The 13,621-nt window shown below is 53.2% G+C and carries 11 protein-coding genes; 6 read left to right on the forward strand and 5 right to left on the reverse strand.

Translation table 11 applies throughout. The annotated features are described in order from the left end of the window. Positions 1–20: 20 nt before the first annotated feature. From AAIE02_RS09615 to AAIE02_RS09625, 3 genes are all read right to left on the reverse strand, one after another. On the reverse strand, positions 21–3,374 hold the full coding sequence (locus AAIE02_RS09615) for an O-linked N-acetylglucosamine transferase family protein (RefSeq protein WP_498532436.1): 3,354 nt from the start codon (positions 3,372–3,374) through the stop codon (positions 21–23). Positions 3,375–3,413: 39 nt separating this feature from the next. Beyond that, positions 3,414–4,841: a hypothetical protein gene (locus AAIE02_RS09620; RefSeq protein WP_498532437.1), complete on the reverse strand. Its 1,428-nt coding sequence runs from the start codon at positions 4,839–4,841 to the stop codon at positions 3,414–3,416. A 198-nt stretch (positions 4,842–5,039) separates the two neighbouring features. After that, the gene (locus AAIE02_RS09625; protein WP_166991523.1) at positions 5,040–5,876 is read right to left on the reverse strand and encodes a flagellin N-terminal helical domain-containing protein; all 837 of its coding nucleotides are present in this window, start codon (positions 5,874–5,876) and stop codon (positions 5,040–5,042) included. Between the two features lie 400 nt (positions 5,877–6,276). On the opposite strand from AAIE02_RS09625, the gene fliD reads away from it, so the two are divergent. The 4 genes from fliD (at position 6,277) to amyA (ending at position 10,037) form a co-directional block, all read left to right on the forward strand. After that, the gene (gene fliD, locus AAIE02_RS09630) at positions 6,277–7,698 is read left to right on the forward strand and encodes a flagellar filament capping protein FliD (protein ID WP_205246345.1); all 1,422 of its coding nucleotides are present in this window, start codon (positions 6,277–6,279) and stop codon (positions 7,696–7,698) included. 9 nt (positions 7,699–7,707) lie between these two features. After that, the gene (gene fliS / locus AAIE02_RS09635) at positions 7,708–8,118 is read left to right on the forward strand and encodes a flagellar export chaperone FliS (RefSeq protein ID WP_008453801.1); all 411 of its coding nucleotides are present in this window, start codon (positions 7,708–7,710) and stop codon (positions 8,116–8,118) included. Continuing rightward, complete coding sequence (fliT, locus tag AAIE02_RS09640) at positions 8,118–8,480, forward strand: flagella biosynthesis regulatory protein FliT (RefSeq protein WP_008453799.1); 363 nt, start codon at positions 8,118–8,120, stop codon at positions 8,478–8,480. The genes fliS and fliT overlap by 1 nt, the downstream gene beginning before the upstream one ends. 69 nt (positions 8,481–8,549) lie before the next feature. Beyond that, positions 8,550–10,037 carry an alpha-amylase gene (gene amyA / locus AAIE02_RS09645; RefSeq protein WP_336983390.1) on the forward strand — a complete coding sequence of 496 codons (1,488 nt, stop codon included), beginning with the start codon at positions 8,550–8,552 and terminating at the stop codon, positions 10,035–10,037. A 470-nt stretch (positions 10,038–10,507) separates the two neighbouring features. Here the strand turns inward: amyA and yedD are convergent, their stop codons facing one another. Beyond that, positions 10,508–10,927: a lipoprotein YedD gene (yedD, locus tag AAIE02_RS09650; protein WP_498532438.1), complete on the reverse strand. Its 420-nt coding sequence runs from the start codon at positions 10,925–10,927 to the stop codon at positions 10,508–10,510. 195 nt (positions 10,928–11,122) lie between these two features. Between yedD and yedE the strand changes: the two genes are divergently transcribed. Together yedE and yedF are read left to right on the forward strand one after the other, a co-directional pair. Then, positions 11,123–12,337 (forward strand): selenium metabolism membrane protein YedE/FdhT, encoded by a 1,215-nt coding sequence (gene yedE, locus AAIE02_RS09655; protein ID WP_498532439.1) that lies wholly within the window; start codon positions 11,123–11,125, stop codon positions 12,335–12,337. Further along, positions 12,334–12,570, forward strand: a complete 237-nt coding sequence (gene yedF, locus AAIE02_RS09660) for a sulfurtransferase-like selenium metabolism protein YedF (RefSeq protein ID WP_008459977.1) — start codon at positions 12,334–12,336, stop codon at positions 12,568–12,570. Before yedE ends, yedF begins: the two co-directional genes overlap by 4 nt. A 29-nt stretch (positions 12,571–12,599) precedes the next feature. Here yedF and AAIE02_RS09665 read toward each other — a convergent pair whose 3' ends face one another. Further along, a complete protein-coding gene (locus AAIE02_RS09665) occupies positions 12,600–13,454 on the reverse strand; it encodes a MurR/RpiR family transcriptional regulator (RefSeq protein ID WP_336983393.1) in 855 nt (284 codons plus the stop codon). Between the last annotated feature and the right edge of the window lie 167 nt (positions 13,455–13,621).

Raw genomic sequence — 13,621 nt, forward strand, 5'->3', positions numbered from 1 at the left:
CAGTTGGCGCGGCCCGCGCCTTATTCCAATACTGTGAACGTACGGTGCGCTTCACCGGCACAGTAAATTCGCCATGCTTCCCGCAATGCGCGCCCAAATGTACCGGCGACGTTAAAGCCATCCGCGGTTTCCGCCGGCATTCTTTCACGCATTGTCATGCGTATTTCATTCAGTTCAGGGAGTCGGTCGCCCCAGCTCAGCGCCTTCTGGATGTAATCCTCTTCGCTGTAGGCAATAAAGTTTTCCAGCCCATGAATGCGCATAATATCGACGCCCTGTCGGGCAGCCATCGTGGCACCGCACAGCGTCAGCGTTGGCACGCCCATCCAGCAGGCGTGGTTACTTGTGGTACCGCCAGAGTAGGGAAATGCATCCAGTAAAATGTCGATTTCATTGTGGTAAGCCAGATAATCAAGCAGCGGCGCTCTTTTCTTGAATATCAGGCGCGACGGTGCAATACCCAGCAGCTCGAGTTTCCTCGTCATCTCGGCCACCATTTTTTCATCGTTCATAAAACCGATAACAAATTTGGCGTCCGGAGACTGTGCCAGAATTGAGGCCCACACTCTGAGGACTTCATCGTTGATCTTTTTAGGGCGATTAAAGCTGCCGAAGGTGAGGTAACCGTTTTTAAGCGCCGGGAGAGTTTCGATATCAGGGCTGTGCGGATCGGGCTCAAAGAACTTACGCATCTCAATAAACATGATGCTTTCGGTCAGCTGCTGTTCCAGATCGGCTGGCTCAGCGAGCGTCGCGGTCACAATACGGTAATCCATCGTTTTCAAACCGGTTGTGCCAGGGTAGCCAATCCAGGAGATTTGCACCGGTGCGGGGCGAAGCGCAAACGCCGGCAGACGGTTGTCAGAGGTGTGGCCCGAGAGATCAAACAGAATATCAATCCCGTCATGATAAACCTGTTCGGCAAGCTGCTGGTTGCTTAGCTTGTCCACCTGCCGCCATAGCACGGAACCGGCTGCAAAATGTTCAGTGACCTCATCATGAACATAAGAGGTGCTGTACCCCACCAGCTCGAAATGATTTCTGTCCAGCCCATCCCAGAACGGCGCCAGGAAGTGGCTCACGGGATGCTTGCGTAAATCTCCGGAAACAAAGCCCACGCGCAGTTTTTTATCAGGATTCTTTATACCCCGATAAGGCAGTTGCAGATGACAGGCCGCGGCCCATGCTCCTACCGTCTCACCGTATTGCAGATGTTTCTGGTAAAGCTGCTCTGCCGTGACCTTATGGTCGTGGGTCATTGCAAACAGCAGTGCGGTAAAGTAATCAAAATTACTCGGTTCCAGCGCTATCGCTTTGTTAAGAAACCAGGCGGCCTCGTCAAGTTTTTGGCTATCGCTGAGAATCACCCCCATCGTGGCATAGTGAATCGCTTTCACCTCGTCGCAGCGCAACGAAACACGAGAGCATTTTTCCGCCAGGGACATTTCACCCAGCTGATAATATGAGTACGCAAGGCTATGCCAGAAATTGACGTTTTTATCTTCCAGCCTTAACAACCCCTGCAGAAGAAGAATCGCGTAATAATGTTGGTTTGTTTTCTGTAGCCCTGTCGCCAGATCGTAATAAATATCCAGACTGGAGAAATAGTGTCCCATCAGCCGACAAAGCACTTCTTTTGCTTCATCCCAGCGATTGGACAGCACAAGCGTTCGCGAATAACAGCGCAGCGCGGCAATATCCTCCGGGTTCTCTTTCAGCAGCTTCTCAGCACAGGTTTTCGCATCCTGAATCTTTTTCTCACGAATTAAACGGTTAATCCGGTCGTAAGTGTCTTCCGCGTGTTCTGATTCACGCTGGGGTAAGTCATTAACATCTTTGCTAAGCAAGCCACCTCGCGATATGGAAACACTCAGCAGCAGCAAATTGTTTAACAGCGGCAGCAAAAATTGTGTTTTCCCCGTACGTAAAAAAAGCTGGTAGTGCTTTTTCCAGGCAGTCGGAGACCCCGTCAACGCGCCTTTTTTACGTAGCGACATAAAACACTGCCACGCCTCGGCATCCACACCGGCTAAGCCGTGTTGCAAATAGCGCCATTCTTCCGGCGTGACAGAAAATTCGTCGCCCCAGAGGTTTCTATAAACTTGCGAAGCATTCCCTTCTGGCACGCCGTTTTTCAGCGATAAAATGGGCTGTAGCGTGTCATTTTCAGCCCGATCATACGCGCCTGGAGTACAGCGCCAGTAGAGTCCCGCCGGCTGAGTGAGATACAGATCTTCCAGCACTTTCAGCACTGCCTCGCGCACGTCGGTATTGTCTTCCGGCTTGCGGCAGTTAATGACCAACTGTTCAACGCTCAGGCTGAATGGCCAGGCAGCCCCAAGCAGATCCAGAATGCGTAAAGTGATCGGATTCTCACTACTGGATTGCTGCCCATCCCCGCCAATATGGCCGTTGTATATCGCCCCATTCTCATTCATTTTGCGGCTAAAGTTTCCCGCCCAATGAAGTGATTCGAGGCGCGAACTGTCTGGCAATGCCGGAAAGTGTTCTTCGGCTCTGGTCGCACTGAGCAGACTAAAGCGTTCGGTACGCGATACCGCAAAATCAAGATATTGTTGGGCGGCAATGCGCTGCTGTCCGGCGACGAGGGCGTGTAGCGTTGCGACCTTTTCACCATAAGCGCGCGGCAGCTCATACTGAGGCACGGCATCGCCAGCGTAGTGCAATCCCAGGTCGCTGACCTGATGGCAAAACTCAGTAAAAGACAAGGCTGCCGTGGTCGGAGAAAGATAACGCAGGGTCAGGGCAAGATCGCTCTCTTTCTCAGCCTCTTCAACCTGGGCTTTAAGTGTCCCTTCCGGTAGCGTCATCGCCAGATAGCTCAGCATGCCTCGCGCAGCATTAACCTGAGACTCAGGATCGGCATTCGCGCCCCGGGCTGCATGGTAGCTAAGCGCCTCACGAATGGCCGTGGTCTCAGGTTCGCCGGTGGAGGGATACCAGTGCAGGCAGACCACGCCAGAGGCAGAAAGATTTTGGCGGCACCAGAGCAAGAGTGCCTCTCGCTCCTGGCGGCCGAGTAAAGAGAAAACACCGCGAATCACGATGTAGTCAAACTGCCCGCCTTCGGTGGCGAGAATATCCCCAAGTCCGGCGGAGAACAGCTCAATATTGCTGAGCCCTAATGCCTGAGTATGGCGCTGCCCTGCGGCAATCAAGCTTTCATCAATATCAATCCCCATCACCTGGCTTTCCGGGTACGCCAGCGCGTGGGCCGTAATGCATCCTCCCTCGCCGCACCCTATTTCCAGCACGCGAGCGTGCGCAGGCTCCACCGTAGAAAGATGGTAGACGCAGGCCGCAGACTGAATAGCAACGGGCGAAATACGATGATCCGGGTAATACTGACTCACGTTATGCTTATCCATTATTTTGAAGAAATAAATGCAGACTCAACCGATTAACGCGCTGTACTTTTCCAACAGCGACGCTTTGTATCGACGGTAATCCTCACTCTCAACCCCGGAGTGAGCCAGTATCCAACTAAACGCGTCCTCGCCGTGTGCCGCATCCACCAGCGTATGCGGCTGAGCCCGGCCTATTGCCATTTTATCCAGTGCACTAAGCTCATTTTCGACAGCGGCCAGTGCCACTTGATTGAGAAACCGTTCAGCATTGTTGCGCTGTAAATTGCGATCGATAAACCGGGCCACGGCGGCCAGATATTTCGTCGACAGCTCGCCCCCTTCACAATAGAGACACGCCGCCAGAATCGACGCCCAGAACGGCGCGGTTTCATCCCAGGTCAGCAGTAAATCTTTCACATCTAACTGCCCTTCCATCCCGGCCCACGACTTCCTGACGAGGCTGTTCGCCTCGAGCAGCAGGACAGGCGTGGTCATTTTTTCCAGCGCATGAGATAAAAAGACCAGCCGGCGACTGGCATAGTGCACATTCGCTGCCGTTCCCGGAGTCACTGCCTCGCTGCTTAACGAAATAGCCAGCTCAGGCATCGCGTTGCGAAGCACCGTAATCTGCTGGGCCAGGCCAGCATCACAGTTGTAAATATGGAAATGAACGTTAAGCTCGTCGCGATTGGTGTCGAACAGAGAAAGCAGCAGCGGCAGGCCATGAGCGGTAAAGCCGGCGCCATCGCAAGCGACCAGCACGGTAGTTTTATTGTTATTTACCGGCTCAATTAACCAGCTATAACGGCCAGCGTCAGGCTGCCAGTCAGGCACGTCTAACGGGCTAAAATCGATAAAGGAATCCGGGCGGCCTCCCAGCTTGTAGATAGCCGTGACAACCATCAGCAGCGCCATAGGATCTTCCCCGATAAGCGCCATGTTCTCAGTGAGCTGCTGAATAATGACATAGGCCTGATTAAAATCTTCTTCCATCAGGCAGATGAGCAAGAGAATTTTTAGCGCAACGGGTGACTCACTGAGCTCGGAAAGATTATTGGAAATAAGGAAAACGGCGGAGTTTATTTCATTAATGCGGAACAGGATCTGAACGGCGGCAACCAGATAATTTTTATTCCCGTCAAGCTTAAGCGCTTCAACGATACATTGCGTGATTTTCTCAACATTCTCCGCGTCAACCGCCTGCGACTTTTCTCCAGATGGGCCGCAGAGCGCCACATTTGACAGAATAATCGCCCTCATCATCAGCTTTAACGCTCTGTCTTGCTCGAGATTCAACCCCGTCTGTGCCTGGTTTAATTTATCGTCGAGGGCAGCAAAATCAGGATTGGCAAAATTAAGGACTTCGGTCACCAGCCACGCAGGTAAAGCATCGGCTTCCGGCAGGTGAATCGCCCGGGTAAACAGATCGCGGTAATATTGATGCATTGCCCGAGTGCGGGAGAAACTATTCATAACTGTCCTTTAGATTGCAATATTTTGCCAGACGGGTGATTGTCTGATGCTAGCACCCGCCCAGTAAGCATAATGCGCTGAACAAAACCGAAATTAACGGCTTAACCTTCATATTAAAAACGCCCTGCGCCTCTCCTTTTGGCAAAAACAAAAAAAGGCTGCTGTTTCCAGCAACCTTTCTTGTAGCGGTCTGCGAAATTAACGCAGCAGGGACAGCATCGCCTGTGGAACCTGGTTTGCCTGAGACAGTACAGAAGTACCAGCCTGCTGCAGGATCTGCGCGCGGCTCATGTTAGATACTTCGGTCGCGTAGTCAGCGTCCTGGATACGGGACTGAGCAGCAGACAGGTTGGTGATGGAGTTGTTCAGGTTGTTGATGGTAGATTCGAAACGGTTCTGAATCGCACCCATGTTAGAACGTGCAGTATCGATTTTCGCGATAGCAGCATCAGCAGCAGAAACAACAGCCTGTGCAGTAGAGTGGTCGGTAATAGCGGTGCTCAGACCACTGCTCAGGCTACCTGAAGATGCGTTGATCAGAGAGTCGCTGCCGATAACGATGGTATCGTTAGAGGTGGTGTTAGCGCCAACCTGAATGTTCAAGCCAGTAGTTACGGAACCGTTCAGCAGGTTTTTGCCGTTGAAAGAAGCGCCGCCTGCGATGCGGTCGATTTCAGACAGACGCTGGGTGATTTCAGTCTGTACGGATGCCAGGTCAGTGGTGCCGTTGGTGTCGTTCGCGGCCTGCAGGGACAGTTCACGGATACGCTGTAAGTTGGTGTTGATCTCGTTCAGGTTACCTTCAGCGGTCTGAACCAGAGAGATACCGTCGTTAGCGTTACGAGCCGCCTGAGTCATACCCTTAACCTGGGAAGTCATACGGTTGGCAATCGCCTGACCAGCAGCATCGTCTTTCGCGCTGTTGATACGCATACCGGAAGACAGACGCTCGATAGCGGTACCCAGGGAAGACTGAGCTTTGCTCAGGTTGTTCTGAGTAGTCAGGGACAGCAGGTTAGTATTGATTACGGACATAGTATTAATTCCTTAAAAATTGGGTTTAGGTTCGGTGCCTAACACTCACGGCGTCTCTCACCGTCAACAAGGTTATCGACGCCCTCTGTGCCAACTTTAGAATTAATGATAAAAAAAAATCAAATTACTGAATTATAAAGAAATTAAATTTACAACCCGCGCTAAACTTAACCTTTCCTGCACTTTTAAACGCGGCTTAGCGCATTCGAGAAAATATATCTTTGCCTCCCTTTACGCCATCGACCACGCTATTAATGTCACCGTCTTTTCCGACAATCGTCATATAAGGCCGATCCACTGCCTGCTATTCGGCTGATTATTTTTTTTCCCCGGCTGTAAACTTTTCATTGAGTCAGCCGATAAGTGAATGAAACTACCAGCGACTTAAAGGAAGACATCAATGGCATCGATTTCAAGCCTCGGGGCAGGTACCAGCCTGAACCTCCAGGATACTTACGATAAGCTTTACACGGCTGAACAAACAAAATTAACCATCTTTGATACACAAACAAAGACTTATCAAGCCCAGTTTAGCGCCTTTGGTCAGTTGAAAACCGCGATTTCCGGACTGGAAACGGCTACCGCTGCGTTAACAGCGAAGGGTTCTCTGGTGTCTACCTCCGTCACCAGTACCAATACCGCTTTTAGCGCGACCACGACCAGTGACGCTATCCTTGCTGACTATACAATTAACGTACAGCAGATGGCGAAGGCTCAGGTGCTCTCAACCGGCAGCATCAGCAGCAACACTGCGCAGCAGGGTGCGACCACCGGCGGTACACGTACGATAACGATTACTCAGCCTGGCACCACTAAGCCACTGAGCGTGACGCTTGCCGACGGCGATACCTCATTAAACGGTATTGCAAAAGCGATTAACGCCGCGGGCGGAAACGTCTCGGCATCCGTGGTTAAAGCTAACGACGGCGACTATCGCCTGATGATTGCTTCCAAGAGCACCGGCACGCAGTCAGATATGACCATCACCGTCACCGGTGATGACCAGCTCCAGGGCGTGATTGGGTACAACTCAACGAGCAAGACCGGGGCTTTAACAGAGCAAACGGCTTCGCAAAATGCTCAGGTGAAAGTGAACGGCGTCATGATTGAGCGTCAGAGCAACACCATCTCTGATGCCATGCCGGGCGTAACGTTGAACCTTAAGGCGAAGAGCACGGCCGATGAAACGCTGAGCGTGGCGCGTACCAGCGATGCCAGCAAGAAAGTGATTAATGACTGGGTTAAAGCCTATAACACCCTTCAGTCAACGATTGCTACCGTGACCAAATATGTAAAAGTTGACCCAGGTTCCGCCCAGGATCCAAACAACGGCGCACTCGTCGGGGACAGTACCGTACGCGGTATCCAGGCTGATATCCGTAGCATGCTGACCCAGGTACAGGGCGGCGATTACAGCATTATGGCGCAGTTGGGCATTACCCAGGATCCCGTACTGGCCCCGGATGGCTCCAGCCAGCTAAAAGTCAATGATACCCAATTAACCAAAGCGTTATCCGACAACCCGCAGGGCGTTATTAACTACTTTGTAGGCGACGGGAAAACGACAGGGTTTGCGACACAGCTGGATACCAAACTGAACAATATGCTGAGCACCAGCTCCATTAACGCTGGCGTGATTAAAAATGCGCAGGATGGCCTGACCTCAACATTGAAAACCGTGGCCGATCGTAAACAGGCGATGAGTGACAGCATCGACGAAACCATGGCGCGTTACAAGGCACAGTTTACTTCTCTGGCAAGTCTTGTTAACTCGATGACAAACATGGGGAACTATCTGGCGCAGCAATTCAACAAAAGCTAAGGATTTTGTATGTACAAGAGTTCTGGTGTACAAGCCTATCAACAGGTCGGTCTGGAAAGCGCCGTTATGAGTGCCAGTCCACACCAGCTCGTGGTGATGTTGTTCGATGGGGCACTCAGTGCCCTGGTTCGTGCACGCTTGTTTCTTGAACAGGAACAAATACCGCAAAAAGGCGAGGCGCTCTCAAAAGCCATTAACATTATTGATAATGGCCTGAAAGCCGGCCTGAATATGGATGTCGGAGGAGATTTGCCCGCTAACCTCGCGAATCTTTACGATTACATGGTCAGGCGTCTCCTACACGCTAATTTGCGTAATGACGTAGAGGCCATCGCCGAAGTCGAAAGATTACTTGCAAACATCGCGGATGCATGGAAGCAAATCGGCCCTACTTCCCCTACATTTCAGGATGCTATCTGATGAATGATTTCATCTCATCCCTCAATGGATGGCGTGCCCTGCTCGCCCTCAGTCAAACCATGCTTGACCTTGCCCATAGCGGAAGGTGGGATGAGCTGATTGATCATGAGGTTAAATATGTTCAACTGGTAGAGTCGATTGCCAGCAACCCAATTGCGCAGTCAAGCCAAAGAAGTCAGGAAGAAGCTAAGGCGCTGCTTGATCTGATTCTCGCCAATGAAAATGAGATTAAAGGGCTGCTTAACAGCCGTCTGAGTGAGCTTCGCGACCTGATTGACCAGAGCGGCCGTCAGAAATCACTGAACAACACCTACGGTTTTCTCTCCGGCAACGTGTTAACACCGAGCGATCTGAACCAGTAAACCTGCCGTATTTCGATTCTTATTCCATACTCCAGAGGTCAGCTAAATGACTTCTGGAGCACGGACAAGATGACGAACCCCACCCTGTTACAATTTTTTCACTGGTACACCCCCGGCGACGGAACGCTCTGGTCAGAAGTGGCCGACCGTGCGGCCAGCCTCAGCGACATCGGCATCAACATGGTTTGGCTTCCCCCTGCGTATAAAGGCAGCGCGGGCGGTTATTCGGTTGGCTACGACAGTTACGATCTCTTTGACCTCGGTGAGTTTGACCAGAAAGGTAGCATCGCCACCAAGTACGGGGATAAAGCACAGCTGCTGGCGGCCATAAAAGCCCTACGGGACAACGGAGTTTCGGTGCTGCTGGACGTTGTCGTGAACCATAAAATGGGCGCCGACGAAAAAGAGCACATCCGCGTCAACCGGGTAAATGCCGATAATCGCAACGAGATCTCGCCCGAGGTTATCGACTGCGAGGCCTGGACCCGCTACACCTTCCCCGCCCGTGCCGGACAATACTCACAGTTCATCTGGGACTACAAATGCTTCAGCGGCGTCGATCATATTGAAAACCCCGATGAAGACGGCATCTTCAAAATCGTCAATGACTACACCGGCGACGGCTGGAACGACCAGGTGGACGACGAGCTGGGGAATTTCGATTATCTGATGGGCGCCAATATCGACTTCCGCAACCATGCGGTAACCGAAGAGCTTAAATACTGGGCGCGCTGGGTGATGGCCCAGACGCAGTGCAACGGCTTTCGGCTCGATGCCGTCAAACACATTCCCGCCTGGTTTTATAAAGAGTGGATTGAGCACGTCCAGGACGTGACGGAAACGCCGCTGTTTATCGTGGCGGAATACTGGTCCCATGAAGTGGACAAACTGCTGGAATACATCGCCCAGGTAGAGGGCAAAACGATGCTGTTTGATGCCCCTCTACAAATGAAATTCCATGAGGCATCCCGGCTTGGGCGTGACTACGACATGAGCCAGATTTTCACCGGCACGCTGGTTGAGGCCGACCCGTTCCACGCCGTCACGCTGGTGGCTAACCACGACACCCAGCCGCTGCAGGCGCTTGAAGCGCCCGTAGAAGCCTGGTTTAAACCGCTGGCCTATGCGCTAATTCTGCTGCGCGAAAACGGCGTACCGTCGGTGTTCTACCCGGATCTTTTTGGTGCAAGTTACGACGATAAAGGCGGCGACGGGCAGAACTACCACATTGATATGCCGGTCATCGAACAGCTGGATGACCTGATTCACGCCCGGGAGCGCTTTGCCCACGGTGTGCAGACTTTATGGTTCGATCACCCTAACTGCATTGGCTTTAGCCGCAGCGGCACGGCAGAAGCCCCAGGCTGCGTAGTCATCATGTCCAACGGCGATGACGGCGAAAAGCACGTCACCTTGGGGGAAGATTTCGCTGAGAAAAACTGGCGTGATTATCTCGGCAATCGCGAGGAAACGATTCACACCGACGCGGGCGGCAGCGCAACCTTTACCTGTCACGGCGGCAGCGTTAGCGTTTGGGTGCTGGAGGATGTGCTGTGAATTTGACATCTTTTGGGAGATCTCTTTAATCCGGGAGCTGTTCCGTTCACCCGTAGACCTGTTTTCCCGACACGTTTACTGCACGGTGAACGTGTCCGGCTTAAATCGCCTCCGTTTTCTCTCCGACTGGCCAGGGTCCGGGCGTCGGGAACGGCCGGAGGCTGAGAGCGTCGGGAACGCATCTCAGCCGACCCAGGACTGGGAGATAAAACGGAGGTTTGCCGCTCACGCGGTCGATTTATTTCGCCGGGACTCCGGGGTCTCAGGGGAGTAACGGTGACTCCCCTGAGACGTTCACAAGCTCAGAAGCTACATAGGAATTAGGACTTGAAGTGAACGGAAGCTTAGCCGTTCCTCCATAGAACTTATTGGTCACTACAAGACAGCCTCAAAAAAGTAAGAGAATGAAATCGTAGCCACAGCGTTGAGCACCAGCCCTCTCACCTCTCTGGAGTGAGAGGTATTCTCCCTTAGCCTTTCGACAGTTGGCTATCTAAAGGATTTTTAGCCAGGAAATCAGCGCATTCCGGCGTCAAACGGTCAACACGCTTCAACGTCATCCCGGCATATTCCAGCGTATCGCCGCTCAGCTCGATGTCGTAAATCTCACGTTTAACGGTGACGTTGCGCAGATCGCCAGACAAATGCGTCAGCTTACCCGGCACCCCAATCACCCGCTGCCACTGGCGGCAGTCCAGCGTATCGCCCTGCGGCGCCACCACCAGCGAAGCAATCGCCTCCGGGCTAACCAGCTCGCTCTGCGGCCCGCTGGACTGCCAGTAGCCCGCCATACCCGCCGGTGCTTCGGTACGAACGACCTGCTTATAATCTCTGATCTCGGTGCAGCCGCCCAGTGCTACCAGCGCCGCCAATACTAAAAGCTTCTTCATCGTCTATCCTGACTGCGGAGAAAAAATAATTCTGGCATTAAAGCCCGATGCCTGCCAGCAATTCCGCCTGGGGCACAAAAATTGATCCAGATTGTTTTTTCGTCTTTTCAGCCTGTTAAGCCCAAACGATGGGCGTATGATGGCGCCTTCTTTTGCCCATAGCGGCACGTTCTTCTGAGTTCAGAGGCGAAAACAATGACCTGGCACTCCTTTAAACACCAATACCTGGTAACCTTCTGGAAACCGATGCCCGCGGTGATCGCGGCCGGGATCCTCTCCACTTATTACTTCGGCATCACCGGCACTTTCTGGGCCGTGACCGGCGAATTCACCCGCTGGGGCGGCCAGCTCCTGCAGCTGATGGGCGTTCACGCCGAAGAATGGGGCTACTACAAGCTAATTCACCTCGACGGCAGCCCGCTGACCCGCATTGACGGCATGATGATCATCGGCATGTTTGGCGGCTGTTTCGCCGCCGCACTGTGGGCGAATAACGTTAAACTTCGCCTGCCCCAGCACCGCATTCGCATCATTCAGGCCGTGCTCGGCGGGATCATTGCTGGCTTCGGCGCACGACTGGCAATGGGCTGCAACCTCGCGGCGTTCTTTACCGGGATCCCACAGTTTTCGCTGCACGCCTGGTTCTTCGCCCTTGCCACCGCCATTGGCTGCTGGTTTGGCGCGCGCTTCACGCTGCTGCCGATGTTCCGCATTCCGGTCAAACTGCAAAAAGTCTCCGCTGCCTCCCCGCTCACCCAGCAGCCGGATCGCGCTAAGCGCCGTTTCCGTATGGGAATGCTGGTGTTTATCGGCATGCTCGGCTGGGCGGGTTTCACCGCCATAAACCAGCCAAAACTCGGCCTCGCCATGCTGTTTGGCGTCGGCTTTGGCCTGCTTATCGAACGCGCACAGATTTGCTTCACCTCCGCCTTCCGCGACATGTGGATCACCGGCCGAACCCAGATGGCCAAAGCAATTATTCTGGGGATGGCGGTCAGCGCCATTGGCATCTTTAGCTATGTTCAGCTTGGCGTAGAAGCCAAAATCATGTGGGCAGGGCCAAACGCCATCATCGGCGGGCTGTTGTTTGGCTTTGGTATCGTGCTGGCCGGAGGCTGCGAAACGGGCTGGATGTATCGCGCGGTTGAAGGTCAGGTTCACTACTGGTGGGTCGGTCTCGGCAACGTGATTGGCTCTACGCTGCTGGCCTGGTTCTGGGATGATATTTCTCCGGCGCTCGCCACCAGCTGGGATAAAGTCAACCTGCTGAATACCTTTGGGCCACTGGGCGGGCTGCTGGTGACTTACCTGATGCTGCTCGTCGCTTATCTGCTGATTGTCGGCTGGGAAAAACGCTTCTTTCGCCGTAAAAACCAGGCTATCGGCACCACAACAGGAGAAACCGCATGAGTCAGAACATTGTCCCGGATTACCGCCTGGACATGGTCGGTGAGCCTTGCCCTTACCCGGCTGTTGCCACGCTGGAGGCGATGCCGCAGCTGAAAAAAGGCGAGATCCTGGAAGTGATCAGCGACTGCCCGCAGTCCATCAATAACATCCCGCTGGACGCCAAAAACCACGGCTACACGGTGTTGGATATTCAGCAGGACGGCCCCACCATTCGCTATCTTATTCAGCGTTAATCATGCAAGGGGCAAAGCTGCCCCTTATTTCAACGAACCGGCTTCACCCACGCCCCGGAATCCAGCAGGAAACGCTCTGCGCTGGCAATTTTCTGTACCGCGCTGTCTCCGTGTTTAGCCACCAGCATCGCCAGCAAGCACTCGGCAATGCCCATGGCCGACACTACGGAAGGAAAGAACGACGGGCTGTGCGCGGAGAAATAAAGCGTGCTGGCGGCGTGTTTCGCGAGTGGGGAAAGTGGAGAGTCTGTCAGCGCAACAATTTTGCTTCCGGCCTGCCGCGCCGCGCCCAGCACGTCCAGCGACTCACGCGAGTAAGGGGCAAATCCTATCATCAACACCACATCTTTGGGCGTCAGCTCGCGGGTGAAAATTTCGTAATTGCTCGCCTGGCCGTCGATAAGCGACACGTTCTTATTAAACAGGCGATAGATATAAAACAGCGTGTAGGCCACCGAATAGCTGGCCCGAAAGCCGCACACATAAACATGTTCGGCCGCATCCAGGACATCAACCGCCTGTTCCATTGCCTGCGGATTTTCAGCCTCGGTATGGGATAGATTTGCCGCATGGGCGTCAAACACTTCCTGATAGAGCGACGCCGTGCTGCCCTTATCGACCAGCTTTTCGGCCCTTGCCTGATGGGTTTCAATATTCAGGCCAAGCTCCTGAATAACGGCGGCTTTGAACTCTCCCCAGCCGACATAGCCCAGACGCTGAGCCAGGCGCAGCAGCGTGGCGGGCTTGACGCCAATGCGTGTGGCAAATGCCCGCATCGAAAGCGCAATTAAGTCCTTCATGTTATGCAGGCTCAACTCTGCGGCCCGCTGCAGCTCGGGGGTTAATGTCTCGTAATGTTCTTCTAGCTTTTGTTGCGGGGTCATAGGCTGACAGGACGCTCCCATTTAGACCGGAAATCCCTTCCGGTGTCTTGAAGGTATCGTCCTGATAGTGCAGTGAAATTACTTTTGACGTCAAATAAATAAGGGTATCAGGCAGGGATTAGCGTTAAAACGCTATTTTACTTAACATACTAACGTTGTGAAAACGC

The sequence above is a fragment of the Cedecea sp. Ae19-4 genome (assembly GCF_059801165.1).